This is a genomic window from Paenibacillus sp. FSL R5-0527 (genome assembly GCF_038008055.1).
GTDB lineage: Bacteria > Bacillota > Bacilli > Paenibacillales > Paenibacillaceae > Fontibacillus > Fontibacillus macerans.
In genome coordinates this window covers 6,311,365-6,328,442 of sequence record NZ_JBBOYI010000001.1, presented here as the reverse complement: position 1 = coordinate 6,328,442, position 17,078 = coordinate 6,311,365, and the positions used below count along the sequence as shown (strand labels likewise).

Sequence of the window (17,078 nt, the reverse complement as noted above, 5' to 3'; positions counted from 1 at the left end):
GGCACTCCTTTCCTAGATCAGCTGTTCCCCGATGTATCCGCCTTCGCGGATGCCGGGGAAGCAGGCGAATACGGCGCTGCCGATATGCAGGATATATTCGTTTAATTTATCGCTCTGCGCCAGCGTTTGCTGGATCGGGACGAATTGCTGCAGCAGGTTTCTTTGAAAGCTGATGAAAATAAGCCCGGCGTCGAGCTGCCCGGTTTTGGCGTCGATCCCCCCGGTATAGGAGTACGACCGGCGCAATATTTTGATCTTCCCGTCCATATGCGCCAGGCGCGTGTGGGAAGTCATCGGCAGGACCGGCTGCCCGGAGGCGTCTTTGGCCGCAAGGTCAAGCGGGGCGAATTCGTCGGCCGAGCCCAGCGGCGCTCCTGTATCCCGGTACCGGCCGAAGGTTTGCTCCTGGTCGGCGAGCGACGAGCGGTCCCAGATCTCGATACGCATCCGGATGCGGCGGACGGCCATATAGCTGCCGCCTTCCATCCAGCCGGCGCCGTCCCCGGGCTGCACCCAAACGGATTCGTTCATCGCTGCGGCATCCGAAGCGTCGGGATTGCCGGTCCCGTCCTTGAATCCCATCAGGTTGCGCGGCGTCCCAGCGGACGGATCCGCCGCTCCCGTCCGCTGGAAGCCTTCCTGCATCCAGCGCAGCACGGCGGTGCCCCGCCCGATCCGGGCAAGGTTGCGGACGGCGTGGAACGCCACCTGCATATCATCGGCGCACACCTGCACGGACAGATCGCCGCCGCACCACTCCGGCTGCAGGGCGTCGCCGTTAAACGCCGGCAAGCCGGCGAAGGCGGCGGGGCGTTGGCCGGCCAGGCCGAAGCGCCCGTCAAAAAAGGAAGGGCCGACGCCAAACGTCAGCGTTAGCCTGGATGGGGATAGGCCGGCCGCCTCGCCGGTGTCGGACGGGGGCAGGTTGAGCTTGTTGTTGCTGTCGCCGATCATTGCGCCTTTGGCCATCGCCGCCGCGGCTTCCGTCCAAGCCTGAAACAGCTTGCGCACGTCGGCGAGAGAGCCGGTCGTCAGGTCGAAGGCGGCTAGGCAAAGGAAGTTTTGAGCCGGCGTGACGATGCCTGCCTGGCGGCTCCCGTAAAAAGGCACCCGGCCGCCCGCCGCCGCGGCTGACGATCCTTTCTTACGGGCCAGCGCTTTTTGGGCCGCCATCACGCCGTACGCGCCGCCGCCTCCGAGCAGCAGGCCCAGTCCGCCTGCACCGGCCAGCTTCAGCACATCGCGGCGGCTAAGCCGCTCGTTAAGCAGGCCGCCGCTTCCGGAGCCGCCGGCAGGATCGCCCGAGCTTTTTTGGGCGCCTTGCCGGACGTCTGTTTTCAGGTCCGTTTTCTTCATCGTTCTAAACTCCCAAAAGCGTGCCCATGTTGGACAAAGGTTCGGCCAGGGCGTCTAGATTTTGGCTTAACTTGCGGACATCCTCTTCCTTGAGCTGATCGTAGTTCATATATCCTTCGCCCTCTTTGAACTGGGCGAGCTCCTGCTCCAGGGCGGCAAACCGTTCGGCGATTTGCTTATCCAGTTCGGCGTCCTGCTTCGCCAGCTGCGGCGACAGCAGCTCGTAGATTTTTTTCGCGCCTTCCACGTTGGCGGCGAAATCGTACAAGTCGGTGCGGGAGTACCGCTCCTCTTCGCCCGTTACTTTGGATGTGGACACTTCGTTCAACAGTTCGACGGCTCCGGTAACGAGCAGGGGAGCCTGGATATCGACCGTTTCCACCAAAGCCCGCAGTTGTTTGGCGTCGCTGAGCAGGCGGTCGGCAAACTCCTTCTGCCCGTCCGTCGATCCGTCTTCCCACAGCGCCTTTTCGATACGGTGGAAGCCGCGCCATTCCGCGGCGTCGACATCGCCTTCGCGCGCGTCAATGTTTGGATCGAGATCGCCCAGCGCCTCGGCGATCGGCTCAATGCGTTCATAATGCATGCGGGCCGGCGCATACAGCGCTTTGGCCGTTTCGATGTCCCCGCCGTTCACGGCCTCGACGAATTTGCCCGTTTCGGTAACGAAAGCGTCGCATTCCTGAATGACGTATTCCCGGTATTGCCCGATCGCCGTTTGAAAATCCGGCTTGGCCGCCTCTGCTCCGTTTCCGTTTGCGCCGTTATGGCCGTCGGCGCCGTTCCCGCCGGCCGCGCCGCCGCTTACCTCAGTGCCGCTCTTCGCACCGCCGCTTGCCGCCTGGGCGGGGCTGCCGTTTTCGGCTTGTTTTCCGTCCCCGCAGCCGGACAAAAGCAATGCCGCGGATAAGATCAACGCGGTGGAAACCGTATAACGATAATTCATGATCAAAAATGCCCCCTTATCGGTTAACCTAAAGTTTCTTAGTCGAATGGCTATGAGAAAAAGCCATCAAAACTACGAATGATAATGATTATCACTTTCACCAAATAACATCTTAATCAGAAGCGATTTCGGCGTCAATAAAAATTTTAGTTAAATGGGCATCGCCGGGCTAGCGTGCTTCGGGCCGCCGGGTTATGATGTTATATACCATGGCGTTCAAGTAGGGCAGCGCCCATTTTGCCGCAGCACCGCACCATTACTACGGTTTCTTCATAAGATGTGTTGACTGTATCCCTTAACCTTGTTAAACCATAAAACCCGAGCAAGGAGGGGTGACGCATTATGAAGAGCAGCGATCGTAACAGCAAATTTCTGTTGACTCATCGTGAGCGGGAAGTTTTCGAGCTTCTCGTGCAGGATAAAACGACGCGCGACATCGCGGGGCAGCTGTTTATCAGCGAAAAAACCGTACGTAATCACATTTCGAACGTAATGTATTTTGAAACACACAAACGAAATTCGCTTTAATTTCAAGGAAAAAATTGAGAAAAAAAAGCGAAATCATTGTGAGTCACTGCGTTTTTAACGTGATAATCTTGTATCGTGGACAATCGAGAGAGGACACCGAGGGGCGTTAACGCCTCAGCGAAATGCCTGGCCGCGGACGGCAATAAAAGGTTACGGTGAAAGCTCCGATCCGATGATCCCAAACAACAACATATTGGTGTACAAGCGACTTGCTGCCAGCAGCGCGCGGGCTGGCCGGCAGGGAGCGAAACATGATGTGGTGGCGGAAGAGGTAGACGCTTTGAGGTGCATAAGGCAGATACCACAAAGGGACTCTTTAGTTCTCCGGGTTGAAAATCTGCTATGCAAGGTGCAAATCCTTGCCCACATCTTCTTAATGTGAGGGTTTCGCGTTGGCCGGTGCTGTTTTCCCTCTTCAAAAAGCCTGAACCGGACGGATTGGCGGTATCCGATATAATTACCGCCTTTTAATTTTGGGAAATGCAGGAAGTTGGCTCCTGGTGTCGAACTATGATGCTGGGAGGTGATATTAGAATGGATGAGGCAATAAAAAACGGTGTACATGACTGGTTGGATTCATTAAAGGCTGAACTTGGCATGCTTTTAAATCAATGCACTGAAAAGAAAATTGAATTAGAAGTTTTAAAGCTGCGCAAAGAGGTTGCTGAAGAAGCAGTTGATAAGATTGAGGACGGTTTTTTAAGAGAAAAGTTTTATAACAAGTATGTAAATGAAGTTGACGAAGAAATTAAAAAATGCAGCTCGGAATTAGAAATGCTGAGAAAATCTCGTAAAGAACTGAATATTTCTGTAGCTGCACTTGAGAAAACTATCCAATCTAGTAGCTTCAGAAAGGCACCCTAACCGGTGCTTTTTCTTTTGCCCTGAGCATGCGATAATCGAAGGAAACGGAGGGATGGACGATGCGTGATGGCTGAATCTAAAGAGAATTACGTTAAGGTGCCGCACTGGCTGATGGACTACCTGAAAACGGCCGATCTGAATATGACCCAGTTCAGGATCCTGCATGCGGTGATTCGCCACACGTTCGGGTATCACAAAACCTGGAACCAGTTTTCGCTGGCGTTTCTCTCCGAACAGACCGGCTGCAATAAGCGGCAGGTAACACGAGAGCTCGGGAAGCTCATTGAGCAAAATATTCTGACCGAACGATATGACGAAGATGGAAGACGGCTGCTCAAAATCAGTGCTTCGCTCAAAAACGACAAAGGTAGTGACTCGTTAGACACTACTGGTAGTGACTCATTAGACACTAGAAGTAGTGACTCATCAGTCACCCATATAAAGAAAGAAATAAAGAAAGATAGTAAAGAAAGAATATACATCACTTTGACAAGTGACGATCATCAATACATCAAAATCTATCTCAAACAATTCGAGAAAGTGATGAAGAAAAAGCACCCCAGAGTATCAGCAGCAAACTATGCATTTATCGAAAATCAGATAGATCATTTGATCTCATTCGATATTGATGAGGCAGCATGGGAAGAGCAGGTAAAATATCACCTGAACAATTTACCGAAGAATAATAACGGCAGCATTCTACCTTTTCTCAAGGCTTCACATAGATATTTTGAGGTTGGTGTATACGACCAGTTTTAAACGAGGTGAAAACCATGCTTCAACAATTCCTTGACGATATGATACATATGACCGAGGGTGAAAAGCTTATTGCGTACTGGCCGCTATGGTTGAGCATTTTAATCTTCGGCATCATAGCCAGAATAATCGTGGATAGGAAAAGAGAGCTCAGGAAGGGGAAATGAACATGCAGATGGATCTGGACAAGGATGATTTGGTGTCGCTGGTAAGAGGGACATCACCCTGGTATTCCGCAATGGACCACCCGCTTGTACAGAGATATGGCGAGTACTATGGCGGACATAAAGAGGGATGGGCATGGCATACAGAACGTCTCAAGGGATGTTCAGAGGAAGAACTTCTTTATATCTACCAGATATGTAAGGACAGCTGGAAGAAATAAGAATACGGCAATTCAAGGTCATCCAAACGGGTGGCCTTTTTATATTTCAGAGAAAAGGTGAAACGATATGAGTCGAACAAATGGTAATGAGTGCTTTGGAACTCCTCCAAAGGGAGAATCGGCGATCAAAGAGCAGAGCCCCGCAACTTCATATGCATCTCTGCTGCGTGAATCGGGGCTGTTTGAACTGCATGAAAAGGTAACGCTGAAGTTAAAGGTAATTGAACAGTTGGACCAAATCACTAGATTCGGTGATATTGACATCAAAAAGGAATTGTATGCGGTCATCGAATCAATGCTGCTTGATCTTGGTGTGGCTGTGATAAAGGATGACGAACAATGCCAATGATCAAGGCAGACGATGATGAACTGATCATAGTAAAGAGCACCGCTGTAGGAAGGACAGAGGATATGACAGAGGCAGCAGAGTTCTTTCGAGAGTTAGCCCTTAGGCCCGCGCTTGAAACTATGATACCTAAGGCTATGATTGATCGTGTCTTGCCACGGTCGATAGACACTGTGAAGGGCATTGAATAGCGCACGTCACCAGACGCACAGAATGGCCCTTCTGAGCGCTTGGATTAAAACGCGGACGAACACAAGCGGAATATCTGGAATGAGGAAATCGGGGCGATTCTGGCGGTCACGGGTCCTTCTGGAGAGGGAGATTGACTGCGGGTGCGCGTGAGCCCGAAAAGCCGCTAGAATTTTTTTAAAAAAATTAGTTCCGCTTCCGCTTCGGATTTATCGAAATGGGGGCTTTTTTAATTTTCGCTACGAATTAAGCGGTTGGGGGAGCAAACTGTAAAAATTGGTCAAAAAACGGAAGTTGAGGTGAGATGATGGCCAAAAATAAAGCGGAAGAGACAAAACTGCATGAGCGAGTCGTCGGAACCGGGGAATTGGCGGCCATTATCGGGAAATCGGATCGCTGGGTCCGGCAGCTGACCGGGGAAAAAGTGCTCACGCAGGTGGAGCGTGGCAAGTATATCCTTGGCGACGCGATCCAAGCGTACATAGAGCACGCCTCTGGTGGTAAGGAAGACGACAAAAAGCCGCGGCTCATCGATTATAAGACAGAGCACGAAAAGGCGAAGGCCGAAAAAGCTGCGCTCGAACTGGAGCAGATGAAAGGGAACCTCCATGAAGCAGCTGACGTTGAGCGGCTGTTGTCCGATCTCATCCTGACAACAAAATCCCGGCTACTTGGGGTGCCGAGTCGGATCGCAACGGAGTGTGAAAACGAACCTGCCGACGTTGTAGAGGGGGTTGTTCGCCGGGAGATTGAAACGGTGCTGGCAGCTCTGGCGAAATACACCCCAGATAAGATTGGGGGCGAAATAGATCATGGTAGCGCAGAAGACGGTTGATCTATTCGCCCGGGCAAATAAACAATGGGAACCAAAGAGGCGGCTTACCGTTTCTGAATGGGCAGACGCTAACCGGATTCTAACGACAGAAAGCAGCGCGGAGCCGGGGCCATGGCGGACCGACCGGGCTCCTTATCAGCGAGAGATCATGGATTCAATTGAGAAATGGGAAGAAGTCGTGATCATGGCCTCGGCGCAGGTCGGTAAGACGGAATTTCTGCTGAATGTCACTGGGTCATATATCGATCAGGAGCCTTGCCCCATTTTACACGTTCTACCCAATGACACGTTGATTCAAGCGTACTCGAAAAAGCGGCTCACCCCGATGATCAACAGCAGCGAAGTACTGAGGTCGAAAATTGGAGTTGCTAAGTCACGCGGCAGCAGCAATACCATAGAGGAAAAATCCTTCCCAGGTGGTTATGTGGCAATCGCGGGAGCTAACGTTCCAGAGGATCTCTCGTCACGGCCGATTCAGATAGTATTATGCGACGAGGTTGATAGGTTCCCGGTTTCATCCGGGAAAGAAGGTGATCCGATTGCACTTGCAACGGCTCGGACAAAAACCTACCGGCATAAGCGGCGCCATCTGTTCGTATCGACACCAGTGGACAAAGAGACATCCCGAATCTATCAGCTTTATGAGGACAGCACAATGGAGCAGTGGTGCTTACCATGCCCGCACTGTGGAGAACTGCAGCCGCTGCGCTTCAAAGATGGGATTGTTTACGATCATTATGTATCTGAAAGCGGCGAAATCGTTGTAACAAAAGCTGAACACCGCTGCGCATACTGCGGCATACTCGGCACAGAGAAGGAATGGAAGCGCGGAGAGGGCCAATGGATTGCTCGCAAAGAGCATTCAACCCGGCGCGGTTTTCACATTAATCAGCTTTCCAGCCCGTGGTCAGATTGGCGCGAGGTTGCGAAAGCTTTTTTGGTTGCAAAAAGAGAAGGCGTTGACAAGCTGAAAGTTTTCGTCAACACCGTTCTGGGCGAGCCATGGGTGATGAAGGAGAAAGGGGCCGACGAGAAAACGCTGGCCGCTCGCCGTGAAGTGTATGAATATGATGTGCCGGCCGGCGTGAAGGTCATCACGGCAGCCGTTGATACGCAGGATGACCGTTTTGAGGTGGAAGTCATCGGCTGGGGCGCGGGTAAGGAGTCTTGGCGAATAGAGTATCACAAGATTTACGGAAATCTGGATACCCCTGAGCCATGGAAACGACTCGACGAATTTTTGACCCGAACATGGATCGGGGAAGGCGGCCGGGAGTTTAGGATAATCGGCGCATGCATTGACTCAGGCGGCCACTACACCAAAGAGGTCTACGAATTTACTCGGCCGCGGAATCACCGCCATATATATGCGATCAAAGGCCAGGGCATAACACCCAAGACGGCGAAGCACGTCCCGTTTATCCATAAAAAGTCCAAGACGCAGCGGGAAGGAGCCGTGCTTTGGAGTTTAGGGGTCGATGACGGGAAAGTTAAAATCTTCGACAGTCTCAATGTGAAGGAACCAGGTCCTCTGTATTGCCATTTTCCCGGCGAGGACAAGGGGTATACAGAAGAATATTTCCTCGGGCTGACAGCTGAAGCACCCGTCTATCAAATCATTGGCGGCCAAAAATTCAAGACATGGAAGAAGATTCGGGATCGAAATGAACCGTTTGACCTTGCGGTTTACAATCGGGCGATCATTGAAATCCTCCGGCCGAATCTATCTCTACCGATTGAGCGACAACCCAACGGCCCTAAGGTTCTCCCAGGCGGAGTTGGTCCGGCAAAAAAACGGCGCAAATCGGGAGTTTCCAGCAGCATTTAGACCACATGAAAGGGGGTGAAGGGGAAAATGCCGAGAATGACACTTGAAGAAGCAAAGGCAATGTATAAGCTGTGGCACGATGCTGAGATCGCGCTTGCGACAGCTGCCTCATACAGCATTGCGGGGCGGACGTTGACAAGAACTGATATGGCCACCGTTTTGGAACGAAAAAAATACTATGGCCGTCTGTGTGATGAATTGCAGACAGGCCGGCGCCGCACGAAGGTTAGGAGCATAACCCCGTTTGATTTATGAACAAGCTGGATAAACTCATCGGTTATGTTGCTCCCAGCATCGCAGAGCGCCGGGCCGCAGCCCGAGCTGAAGCCGCACGGCATGAAGCAGTACAAAACGTCCTGAGTAGTTACGGTAAAGGCTACGGCCGGCATGGAGCCAGCAGGACCAAAAAATCCATGGTCATGTGGCAGACACCAATCGGGGACGCCGATGCCGACATCCATCAAAACCTTGATGAGCTTCGGGCGCGTGCGCGGGATCTGCATATGGGTTCCGATATTGTTGCGGCCGCGCATAAAGGTTTGAGGACCAACATTGTGGGTACAGGTCTACGGCTTAAGCCGGCTTTCGACGCAGATTTTTTAGGATTGAGCAAGAACCAGGCAAAGAAGCTGCGGGATAGCATTTATCGTGAATGGGCCATGTGGTCGGAGTCTACGAAGTGCGACGCGGCCGGGTTGAATGATTTTTACGAGCTCCAATCCTTGGCCTTTTTATCGATGCTGATGAGCGGTGACGTGTTCGCCCTGCTGCCGTTATTGCCGCGGAAACATTCTATTTATGACCTCCGGATTAATCTGGTTGAGGCCGATCGGTGCGATACTCCACTAACCAAGGCGTTGGAAAATCCTGAACGAATACAGTCCGGCGTGGAGGTTGACGCTGACGGCATGGTTGTAGCTTATTACTTTTCAAACGAACATCCTGGCAGCGATCGAGTTGCGGTGTCACCAAAGGATTGGGTGAGAGTCGAGAAGTATGGGGCACGTACCGGGAGACTGAATGTTATCCATCTGTTTGAAGCGGAGCGGCCAGGGCAGCGCCGGGGAATCCCAGTTATATCTCCGATCATTGAGTCACTCAAGCAACTGGACCAGTACACCGAGGCGGAACTGATGGCCGCAGTCATCTCCGCGATGTACACCGTTTTCATCAAAAGTCCAGCTGAGGACGACGATGGAACGTATGGCATGGAGGAGCCGGAGACAGAAAATCAATACGATGAACCGATCCCAGGAACCGGCGGAGACAACATCAAGATGGGCCGGGGAGCTATCGTATATTTGGATCCTGGAGAGGAGGCACAGTTTGCAAATCCGACACGCCCTAATCCGGATTATGTTGGATTCGTAAATGCCTTGTTGCGACAGATTGCGGCAGCTCTGGAGTTGCCGTTCGAAATCCTCACCAAGCAGTTCACGTCCTCGTATTCGGCAAGCCGTGGAGCTCTTTTGGAAGCTTGGAAAATGTATCGCATGCGCCGGTCATGGCTGGCAAAGTCGTTTTGTCAGCCAGTTTATGAAGAGTGGTTTGTGGAAGCTGTAAGCAAAGGAAGAATTGACGCGCCTGGCATCTTTGATGACCCGGCTATTTTTGCTGCCTACACAAAAGCCGAATGGCATGGGCCATCACAGGGCTTGCTCGATCCCACCAAGGAAGTGCAAGCGGCTGTTATGCGTATTGATAATAACCTCTCCACGGCCGAGCGCGAAACGACGGAATTGACGGGTGGATCATGGGAGCAGAACATCGAGCAGCGGGCCTATGAGCAATCACGCTTAGCCGAATTGGGATTGTCCGGTGGTGCCAAAGCTTCAGAACACAAGCCAAGTGAAAACGAAAGCGGCGAAGATGATGACCAGGAAGATGATTCCGAAGACGGAACGATGAAAGGGGATGAGGAAGAAGATGCCAAAGAAAATAAAACTTAGCGGAACCGTAATCGGAGATAGGGACGTGTGGATATATGAATGGCTTGAACTGCCGTATATTAGCCCCTCGTCTGTTCACAAAGCACTTGAAGAAGCTGGCGGGGAAGATATAGAGTTGTACATCAACTCCGGCGGAGGGTCAACGTGGACGGGATCAGAGATTTACACAGCTATAAAAGAATACCCCGGATTCAAGACAGTAAAGATCCCTTCGATAGCAGGAAGTGCGGCATCAATTATTGCCATGGCAGGAGATAAAGTTTTAATTTCCCCTACTGCTCAAATCATGATCCACCGATCGGCCATCTGGACAGATGGTAACAAACAGGTACATGAGCAGCGCGTACAGATGCTGACCAGTGTCGATGAAGGAATGATTAATGCGTATGTGGCTAAAACGGGACGTACTCGCGAAGAGATTCGCAATTTGATGGAAAACGAGACATTTTTCAATGCTCAACAGGCGCTTGAATGGGGATTTGCGGATGAGATCATGTTTGCAACAGAAGAATTGACCCCTGTTGCCAGCGCAAATTTGGGAGCTGAACTGCCCCCCGATGTGCTAGACAAGCTCCGCACTAAACTGTTGACTGCGAATAAGAGTCAAAAAGAGCCACCAGCTGCTCAGATTATAGAGCCGAAGACAAAGGAGGAACCGAAAACGATGGATTTTAAAGAACTGCAAGCAAAACACCCCGAATTAGTCCAAGAGATCATGGGCACCGCCTCCCAGGAGGCTATTAAAGCCGAACGCAAACGCATTGCTGATCTGAACGCAATGGCCGGCGCACCTGGCGCCGCTGAATTCATCCGCGCCGCTATTGAAAACGGTGAAACGGCCGCAGAGGTTGCGATGAAGATCGTCCAAGCCTCGGCTGATCGAGTCAAGGCGGAGGGCAAGGATCGCCTCGATGATTCTCAAAACAGCAATGTTAATAAGGTTGTCGCACAGGCACCGGCCGATCCGGCCCAACATGATGAAGAGGACGAAGAAAAGTCCGTCAATGCCATGGTTGAATTTGCTCGGGAGTTTATTGCCAAAAAAGGAGGACTGGTGTAAATGCCAGCTTACGAAAGCCAAAAATTTGATGATCTTTTTGCAGGCGGCGTCAAACCGCCCACGGCCATTGCCATTATCGTAAAAGGCGGCGCCGGCATTGTAACTCGCGGAACGGTGTTGGGCAAGGTTTCTCAGCTTGCTGAAACCGACGTGTACGCAGGCACCCCTGTCATGCTGCCTGTTGACTCTAAGGCTACAGACGGTTCGAAAGATCCGTATGCAATACTGGCTGACGTAGAGGTTGACGCCACTACAAAGGATGTCCGGGCCGTAGCGTACACCGATGGAGAGTACAATCGCAGCGCTTTGAAATTCGGTGGCACGGATACAATCGCGACGCACGAGGATGCTCTGCGCAAAATCGGAATTATCACAAAACGAGTGGTTAAATAAGGAGGTTTACCTGACAATGGCAAAAGACATTTATTCGTTTCCGTACCTGTTTCGTGTAGTCGAGGCTATGCCTAAGCCAAGCACATACATCTTGGACCAATTCTTCTCCGAGGGCGAAACTTCTGAAAAAGAAGAGATCGAAATCCAAACAAAGAAAGGCCATAAGCCGATCGCTCCGTATGTAAACGAACTGCTTCCCGGTAAGATTGTGCTGCGGACGGGTTTTACAGCAAGACAATATACACCGGCCCTTGTTAAACCGATGCGCGCCATTACGACCATCGACTTGAAAGTTCGACAGGCTGGAGAATCGCTGTACAACCCGGATAGCCCGGAAGTGCGAGCTCAAAAACTCCTTGCTCAAGATATTGTTGATCTGACAAGCACAATTACTCAGCGAAAAATGCAAATGGGGTCCAGTCTTATGTTCACTGGTAAAGTTGTGCAGATCGGCGAGGGTGTGAACCAGGAGTTGGATTACGATTTCGAAAATATCTATACCCTTTCCGGAACGGACCTGTTTAGTAATGACGATGCCGATGTAATTGGTATTTTGGCCGAAATCAAACGCGACGTCATGCAAAAGAGCGGGCGTACTCCACGTAAAATCTTCACTACCTTTGAAGTTGCTGAACGGATTATGCGCCACCCGAAAGTTTTGGAACTTGCTAAGATCAACAACAATTCTGTCATCTCCGCCGGCAATCTCAATATGGAGCAGCTGCCGGATGGCGTAACATATCACGGTTACCTTGACCAAGTGCAACTCCACGTATATAGCTTAATTGCAAGCTATACGGACGAGGATGGCAAAGAGGTTGATTTCATTCCTGCTGGAACACTAGCCATGCTTCCTGATGGCAAGCCTTTCGAATTCGCTTATGGAGCCAATGTAATTATGGGTGATAATGGGCAATTCCAATATGTTAAGGCGCAAATCACACCGCAGTCGTGGACGTCCAAAGAGCCGGCGGCGCGCTTCCTTCAATTGTTGTCCCGTCCTTTCCCGATTCCACTGGACGTTCACGGCTGGGCAGTCGCTAAGGTACTTTAAGGGAGGAATAGACCGTGAACATTAAAGCTTTAGGGAAAATCCGTCACAACGGTAAGAGTTATAAGCCCGGGGACATCGTTCCGGATCTGACCGAAGAAGAATACGACCGTCTCATTCGGCTTGGGGATGGCGAGCCGTTGGAAGGCCAATCGGTCAATCCGCCTGGTCTAGCTGTTGGAGGCCAGCTCCCGCTTGTTGGCCTGGTCCTCTCCGTCGAACAATTCGCCGATCTGAAAGCCGACGAGCAAAAGGCGCATCTTAAAGCCTTGGAAATCGACCCGGCCGGAAAAGAAGAGGAGCGGATCGTGCAGTACGAAGAATGGTATGCCAGCCAACTTCCGGAGGATGAGTTGAATGTCCAGCTTTAAGGACCAACTTGCGGCGGATGTTGAGAAGGTATTTATGAACCCCAACGAGTTCGCGGAAGTTCACACCGTCACGACCTATACCGATGACGAGAAGAGAACAGGTCGCAAGGACAGGGAACTTAGTATGATCGTCGAAAAATTCACGCTCGATGGTCGCCCAATTCAAACGGCTGATGGTGTTTCTGCTCATAATGCAATCATCCATATTAATCCGCGAATTCTGGCCTATACCCCACGGGTTGACCAGAATTTTTATTTGGACTTTTTGCAGTATACGGTGACTGGTGTATCTAACGATACGGGCATCTTGAAAATCATTCTTAACAGAAACGGAGCACGGCCATGAGCGACTCTATCGAGATCCGGAATAACCTGCGGCAGGCCAGAAGGTCGCTCAGACAAATGGACAGGGCCGTTCAGCAGGCGTTCCGTTCCAGCATAAATAGAGCGACACAGCGGGCAAAGACTGAAACCGGGCGGAAGGTCCGAGAGAAGTACATCGTCAAGCAGAAAGTGGTCGTGGACACGATCAGCATCAGGAAAGCCAAAGGCACCGAGTTATCAGCAACTTTGATCTCCAAGGGGCGCCCCCTCCCATTGATCCGATTTGGTGTTACACCAAAAAAGAAGCTCAAAAAAGCGCCAAGGGCATTGAAGGTGGCGGTATATCGGGGCGGAGCGAAGAAGCCCATTCCGGGAGCGTTTATCGCCACGTCGAGCAGTCAATTGGGCGTTTTTGAGCGGAAAGGGAAGAAGCGGCTACCGATTCAGGAACTTCGAGGGCCTGCGGTGCCGTCGATGGTGGGGAACCAAGAGGTCCTTGAGCATGTACAGCATGTTTATGCTGATGAAATGGAGAAGCGCCTGCCGCATGAGCTCAATCGTACATTAGGGAGGCTGAATGCATGACGACACCAAACTTGATGATGGATAAACTGCAGGAATACCTGCAGGAGATCACCGGCGAGATGTTCCTGGGACCACTGCGGCTCCGGCCGAACGTTTATAAGGTCGATCTGCCTCCGCGGGCAACGCCGGATTATGATCCGTCTCTGCCGTCTTTGCCTGATACGGATATTCCACCCTCGACGGCGGACACGACGCTGTCGGATGAGCGGGATGAACGTTGGCCGTTTATCATTATTGTTTACTCAGCTTCTGAGGACAATGAGGAAGGCTACAGGACGGCCACGATTGATTTTACATTCGGCTGCGAAGGTAGGGGCGCTGATGGCTACATGGATGTGCTGCACTTGATGGAGCACGTCAGGGCATCTTTTTTACGAGAAACTTGGAACGGGTGGTCGTTCCGGCTAACCCGACCGCTTTCAATGGGATTTTATGAAGAGCAGGCCGACCCATATTGGATGGGCTATATGTCAACCACGTGGGAAGTGCCTGGATTTGAAATGGAGGTATGGAAGGATGGCTACTAAACGGGAACAAGATACCAATGCGCCCGATAAGTCGCAAGAAAAGGTCGAGGCCGTAAAGGAAGTCACCCTGGTGGTCGAAAATCAGTCGCCATCAGTCACCGAACCGCCGGAGCAACTGATCTACATCGGCCCAACTATCCGCAAAAACGGCATTGGGCTGCGGACAAATCAGGTGTATCTCGGCGGGCATCCGGTGCATCTGAAGGCTCTATACGAGGAGTATCCGACGATCAAAACATTGTTTGTCCCCGTAGACGAACTGCAGGAATCCCTGCGGAAAATCAAGCAGACCGGAACGGCGCTGAACACAGCCCTCCGATCTATGGAAGGAGTGTAATCTATGTCAGAATTTCATGGCGTCAAGGCGTCGGAAACATTTATCCCCAAGGCAGCGGTGGTGCAAGCCAATACGCTGCCTATTTATTTTGGTACCGCTCCGATTAACTTGGTTGCAGATCCGGCTGCAGCCGTTAACAGGGTGATCATGGCAAATGATCTCGATGAGTTCAAGGCAAAATTGGGCTACTCGGATGATTGGAAATCATTCACGCTCTGCGAAGCGGCCCATGCTCATTTTGTTGTGAACGAGCAGGGTCCAATCGCCTTTGTAAACGTCCTGGACGTAGCGGACGTGGAAGCCGTCTCGCCGGCTGCAGCCACTTTTGTGGACGGTATTCACACGATCGACAAGGAGGGCGTCCTGAAATCGTCTGTGACGGTCGGCGACGGGACAAAGACGTACGTCAAGGACAAAGACTACACTCTCACCTTTAACGAGGCCGGAAAGCTCGTCATTGCCATCGTAAGCGGCGGAGTTATCCCGACCGGCACAACATCCCTGCAAGTCGGGTACAGCGCCCTGAAACCGTCGGCTGTAAATGCCGCTCGGATTATCGGCGGCACGGATGCGGAGACGGGGGTTAGAACCGGCTTGGAACTGATTGAGGACGTTTTTGTAGAAACCTCTTTTGTTCCGAACCTGATCGTCGCTCCGGGATGGTCCCATGATCCGGTGATTGCTGCCGTGATGGTAGCAAAGGCGAAGGATATTAATGGGCTTTTTGAAGCCCACGCCGTGACCGATCTGGACGCAAGTAAAAAGTACCCGGCGATCCCCGAGTGGAAAAAGGAGAACGGGTACACAGACCACTTGCAAACGAATACCTACCCAATGGCGACTTATCAGGGGCGTGTATACCATATGTCTACTCTGGTTACAGCGGACATGGTCGCCACAGACCAGGCCAATGGCGGCATACCTGTTCAGACGCCATCGAATCAGCCGATCACGGCCGACGGATTGGTTTATGCCGACAAATCACCTGTTGCCATCCCGTTCGATCAAGCCAACATTCTGAATTCTAACGGCATTGTAACGGGGATTCGCTGGCAAGACGGATTCCGAGCATGGGGAAACCGTACCGGGGCCTATCCGGAATATACGGATGCCCAACGGACGTTTATTCCGGTCCGCCGGATGTTCTCGTACATCAAAAACAATCTGATCCTGCGCTACTGGCAGCAAGTGGATGACCCTCTTGACCGCCGGCTGATTGAGTCCGTTACGGATGACGCAAATATTTGGATCAACGGCCTCGTAGGAGCTGGGTATCTGCTCGGCGGGCGAGTGGAGTTCCGAGCATCCGACAACCCGACAGACCAGTTGGGGAACGGGAAAATGGTTTATCGCGTGTTCATAACTCCGCCGAGCCCTGCCCAGGAGATCGAATTCATCGTCACTTATGACGCATCTTATTTAGCTGCACTGACCGCAGCCTAAAGAAAGGAGTGAACGAACACCATGGCACAAAAAATTCCGGTAAAATTGGTGGGCCTCCGTACGTTTCTGAACAATACGGAGTTTGCAACCTCGGATATCACGCTGCCTTCACTTACTCAAATGACGGACACCCTGTCCGGGGCTGGCATCTTAGGGGAGTTGGACCTTCCTTCCCCCGGACACTACTCATCCCTCGAAGTGGGAATAGCATGGAAGACGATAAACGAGGGAGTATTTAGTATCGCTGGTGCAGAGGAAACTTCCATCGAATTCAAGGGAGCTTTCCAAGAATACGAAGTCAGCAAGGGGCTTGTTACAAAGGCGATAAAAATAGTGATTCGAGGCCACAGCAAGGGGATTGATCTCGGTACACTGGCGCAAAACGCTGCCACAGACACCTCAAATACAATCGAAATCACGTACATTAAGATTTTTATCGAAGGCGCCGAAGTCTTTGAGTTGGACAAATTCAGCTACATTTTCCGCATCAACGGCAAGGATGCTTTGTACGACGTCAGAAAAGCCCTTGGATTGGCTTAATAGAAAGGAGAAAAACGATTATGAGCGAAGAAGCGGTAAAAACGGAAGATTTGCAGGCAGTACAAACGGCCGGGACGGTGATTAAGCTGTCCCGGCCTATTCTTTGGGAAGACGTAGAGTACAAGGAACTGATATTGAATTTTGAAGGTCTTTCCGGGGAGGACATCATTGATGTTGAGTCCGATTTCATGGAATTTATCCGCGGGCAGAAGAACGTCTACGTCCAATTCAAAAACGATCACCCAGGATATCGGGCAGTAGTTGCCGCTAAGGCCGCCGGTGTCCATCCCAACATGATGAAAAAGCTTACGGCCAAAGACTTTTTGAAAGTGACAGGTGCTGCGAAAGATTTTTTGTCCGGTTCGGCTTAAATCAAGACGCTATCGGCGAACTGATGAAAATATCCATAAGATCACAGAGATCAATGGGCGGCAATCCAGAGTACTGGATGAGCCGCCCTCTTTG

Annotated in this window: 22 protein-coding genes; 20 read left to right on the top strand and 2 right to left on the bottom strand. The window is 51.5% G+C overall.

Features of this window, described 5'->3' with window-relative positions; all coding sequences use genetic code 11:
* Positions 1–12: 12 nt before the first annotated feature.
* Both efeB and efeO read right to left on the bottom strand, forming a co-directional pair.
* The gene (gene efeB / locus NYE69_RS28460; RefSeq protein ID WP_340929277.1) at positions 13–1,356 is read right to left on the bottom strand and encodes an iron uptake transporter deferrochelatase/peroxidase subunit; all 1,344 of its coding nucleotides are present in this window, start codon (positions 1,354–1,356) and stop codon (positions 13–15) included.
* Between the two features lie 4 nt (positions 1,357–1,360).
* Positions 1,361–2,302, bottom strand: a complete 942-nt coding sequence (gene efeO, locus NYE69_RS28455; RefSeq protein ID WP_340929276.1) for an iron uptake system protein EfeO — start codon at positions 2,300–2,302, stop codon at positions 1,361–1,363.
* A gap of 342 nt (positions 2,303–2,644) precedes the next feature.
* Between efeO and NYE69_RS28450 the strand changes: the two genes are divergently transcribed.
* From NYE69_RS28450 to NYE69_RS28355, 20 genes are all read left to right on the top strand, one after another.
* Positions 2,645–2,830 carry a helix-turn-helix domain-containing protein gene (locus tag NYE69_RS28450; RefSeq protein WP_340929273.1) on the top strand — a complete coding sequence of 62 codons (186 nt, stop codon included), beginning with the start codon at positions 2,645–2,647 and terminating at the stop codon, positions 2,828–2,830.
* Positions 2,831–3,364: 534 nt separating this feature from the next.
* Positions 3,365–3,694 carry a hypothetical protein gene (locus tag NYE69_RS28445; protein ID WP_340929272.1) on the top strand — a complete coding sequence of 110 codons (330 nt, stop codon included), beginning with the start codon at positions 3,365–3,367 and terminating at the stop codon, positions 3,692–3,694.
* A gap of 66 nt (positions 3,695–3,760) precedes the next feature.
* Positions 3,761–4,453, top strand: coding sequence for a replication protein (locus NYE69_RS28440; RefSeq protein WP_340929270.1), 693 nt, complete (start codon positions 3,761–3,763; stop codon positions 4,451–4,453).
* A gap of 166 nt (positions 4,454–4,619) precedes the next feature.
* Positions 4,620–4,835: a hypothetical protein gene (locus NYE69_RS28435; protein ID WP_340929268.1), complete on the top strand. Its 216-nt coding sequence runs from the start codon at positions 4,620–4,622 to the stop codon at positions 4,833–4,835.
* 67 nt (positions 4,836–4,902) lie between these two features.
* Positions 4,903–5,184, top strand: a complete 282-nt coding sequence (locus tag NYE69_RS28430; protein ID WP_340929266.1) for a hypothetical protein — start codon at positions 4,903–4,905, stop codon at positions 5,182–5,184.
* 490 nt (positions 5,185–5,674) lie between these two features.
* On the top strand, positions 5,675–6,205 hold the full coding sequence (locus tag NYE69_RS28425) for a hypothetical protein (RefSeq protein ID WP_340929265.1): 531 nt from the start codon (positions 5,675–5,677) through the stop codon (positions 6,203–6,205).
* Positions 6,183–8,033 carry a phage terminase large subunit family protein gene (locus NYE69_RS28420; RefSeq protein ID WP_340929262.1) on the top strand — a complete coding sequence of 617 codons (1,851 nt, stop codon included), beginning with the start codon at positions 6,183–6,185 and terminating at the stop codon, positions 8,031–8,033. The genes NYE69_RS28425 and NYE69_RS28420 overlap by 23 nt, the downstream gene beginning before the upstream one ends.
* 27 nt (positions 8,034–8,060) lie before the next feature.
* Positions 8,061–8,288: a DUF6148 family protein gene (locus NYE69_RS28415; protein ID WP_340929260.1), complete on the top strand. Its 228-nt coding sequence runs from the start codon at positions 8,061–8,063 to the stop codon at positions 8,286–8,288.
* Complete coding sequence (locus tag NYE69_RS28410; protein ID WP_340929258.1) at positions 8,285–9,982, top strand: phage portal protein; 1,698 nt, start codon at positions 8,285–8,287, stop codon at positions 9,980–9,982. The genes NYE69_RS28415 and NYE69_RS28410 overlap by 4 nt, the downstream gene beginning before the upstream one ends.
* Complete coding sequence (locus NYE69_RS28405) at positions 9,960–11,042, top strand: head maturation protease, ClpP-related (protein ID WP_340929256.1); 1,083 nt, start codon at positions 9,960–9,962, stop codon at positions 11,040–11,042. The genes NYE69_RS28410 and NYE69_RS28405 overlap by 23 nt, the downstream gene beginning before the upstream one ends.
* Positions 11,043–11,435, top strand: coding sequence for a head decoration protein (locus tag NYE69_RS28400; RefSeq protein ID WP_340929254.1), 393 nt, complete (start codon positions 11,043–11,045; stop codon positions 11,433–11,435).
* 16 nt (positions 11,436–11,451) lie between these two features.
* The gene (locus NYE69_RS28395) at positions 11,452–12,489 is read left to right on the top strand and encodes a major capsid protein (protein WP_340929252.1); all 1,038 of its coding nucleotides are present in this window, start codon (positions 11,452–11,454) and stop codon (positions 12,487–12,489) included.
* Positions 12,490–12,503: 14 nt separating this feature from the next.
* A complete protein-coding gene (locus tag NYE69_RS28390) occupies positions 12,504–12,857 on the top strand; it encodes a DUF7210 family protein (protein ID WP_340929251.1) in 354 nt (117 codons plus the stop codon).
* A complete protein-coding gene (locus NYE69_RS28385) occupies positions 12,844–13,203 on the top strand; it encodes a hypothetical protein (RefSeq protein ID WP_340929250.1) in 360 nt (119 codons plus the stop codon). The genes NYE69_RS28390 and NYE69_RS28385 overlap by 14 nt, the downstream gene beginning before the upstream one ends.
* Entirely contained in the window at positions 13,200–13,766 is a 567-nt protein-coding gene (locus tag NYE69_RS28380) for a phage tail protein (protein WP_340929249.1), read from the top strand. Before NYE69_RS28385 ends, NYE69_RS28380 begins: the two co-directional genes overlap by 4 nt.
* Entirely contained in the window at positions 13,763–14,293 is a 531-nt protein-coding gene (locus tag NYE69_RS28375; protein ID WP_340929247.1) for a hypothetical protein, read from the top strand. The genes NYE69_RS28380 and NYE69_RS28375 overlap by 4 nt, the downstream gene beginning before the upstream one ends.
* Complete coding sequence (locus NYE69_RS28370) at positions 14,283–14,630, top strand: hypothetical protein (RefSeq protein WP_340929246.1); 348 nt, start codon at positions 14,283–14,285, stop codon at positions 14,628–14,630. The genes NYE69_RS28375 and NYE69_RS28370 overlap by 11 nt, the downstream gene beginning before the upstream one ends.
* Before the next feature lie 3 nt (positions 14,631–14,633).
* The gene (locus tag NYE69_RS28365; RefSeq protein WP_340929245.1) at positions 14,634–16,073 is read left to right on the top strand and encodes a phage tail sheath family protein; all 1,440 of its coding nucleotides are present in this window, start codon (positions 14,634–14,636) and stop codon (positions 16,071–16,073) included.
* Positions 16,074–16,094: 21 nt separating this feature from the next.
* Positions 16,095–16,613: a phage major tail tube protein gene (locus tag NYE69_RS28360; protein WP_340929243.1), complete on the top strand. Its 519-nt coding sequence runs from the start codon at positions 16,095–16,097 to the stop codon at positions 16,611–16,613.
* Between the two features lie 20 nt (positions 16,614–16,633).
* Positions 16,634–16,984 (top strand): phage tail assembly protein, encoded by a 351-nt coding sequence (locus NYE69_RS28355; RefSeq protein WP_340929241.1) that lies wholly within the window; start codon positions 16,634–16,636, stop codon positions 16,982–16,984.
* The last annotated feature ends 94 nt before the right edge of the window (positions 16,985–17,078 follow it).

Coding starts and splice junctions, on each gene's coding strand:
- efeB (WP_340929277.1), bottom strand. CDS start 1,356: ATGAAGAAAACGGACCTGAAAACAGACGTCCGGCAAGGCGCCCAAAAA.
- efeO (WP_340929276.1), bottom strand. CDS start 2,302: ATGAATTATCGTTATACGGTTTCCACCGCGTTGATCTTATCCGCGGCA.
- NYE69_RS28450 (WP_340929273.1), top strand. CDS start 2,645: ATGAAGAGCAGCGATCGTAACAGCAAATTTCTGTTGACTCATCGTGAG.
- NYE69_RS28445 (WP_340929272.1), top strand. CDS start 3,365: ATGGATGAGGCAATAAAAAACGGTGTACATGACTGGTTGGATTCATTA.
- NYE69_RS28440 (WP_340929270.1), top strand. CDS start 3,761: ATGGCTGAATCTAAAGAGAATTACGTTAAGGTGCCGCACTGGCTGATG.
- NYE69_RS28435 (WP_340929268.1), top strand. CDS start 4,620: ATGCAGATGGATCTGGACAAGGATGATTTGGTGTCGCTGGTAAGAGGG.
- NYE69_RS28430 (WP_340929266.1), top strand. CDS start 4,903: ATGAGTCGAACAAATGGTAATGAGTGCTTTGGAACTCCTCCAAAGGGA.
- NYE69_RS28425 (WP_340929265.1), top strand. CDS start 5,675: ATGATGGCCAAAAATAAAGCGGAAGAGACAAAACTGCATGAGCGAGTC.
- NYE69_RS28420 (WP_340929262.1), top strand. CDS start 6,183: ATGGTAGCGCAGAAGACGGTTGATCTATTCGCCCGGGCAAATAAACAA.
- NYE69_RS28415 (WP_340929260.1), top strand. CDS start 8,061: ATGCCGAGAATGACACTTGAAGAAGCAAAGGCAATGTATAAGCTGTGG.
- NYE69_RS28410 (WP_340929258.1), top strand. CDS start 8,285: ATGAACAAGCTGGATAAACTCATCGGTTATGTTGCTCCCAGCATCGCA.
- NYE69_RS28405 (WP_340929256.1), top strand. CDS start 9,960: ATGCCAAAGAAAATAAAACTTAGCGGAACCGTAATCGGAGATAGGGAC.
- NYE69_RS28400 (WP_340929254.1), top strand. CDS start 11,043: ATGCCAGCTTACGAAAGCCAAAAATTTGATGATCTTTTTGCAGGCGGC.
- NYE69_RS28395 (WP_340929252.1), top strand. CDS start 11,452: ATGGCAAAAGACATTTATTCGTTTCCGTACCTGTTTCGTGTAGTCGAG.
- NYE69_RS28385 (WP_340929250.1), top strand. CDS start 12,844: ATGTCCAGCTTTAAGGACCAACTTGCGGCGGATGTTGAGAAGGTATTT.
- NYE69_RS28380 (WP_340929249.1), top strand. CDS start 13,200: ATGAGCGACTCTATCGAGATCCGGAATAACCTGCGGCAGGCCAGAAGG.
- NYE69_RS28375 (WP_340929247.1), top strand. CDS start 13,763: ATGACGACACCAAACTTGATGATGGATAAACTGCAGGAATACCTGCAG.
- NYE69_RS28370 (WP_340929246.1), top strand. CDS start 14,283: ATGGCTACTAAACGGGAACAAGATACCAATGCGCCCGATAAGTCGCAA.
- NYE69_RS28365 (WP_340929245.1), top strand. CDS start 14,634: ATGTCAGAATTTCATGGCGTCAAGGCGTCGGAAACATTTATCCCCAAG.
- NYE69_RS28360 (WP_340929243.1), top strand. CDS start 16,095: ATGGCACAAAAAATTCCGGTAAAATTGGTGGGCCTCCGTACGTTTCTG.
- NYE69_RS28355 (WP_340929241.1), top strand. CDS start 16,634: ATGAGCGAAGAAGCGGTAAAAACGGAAGATTTGCAGGCAGTACAAACG.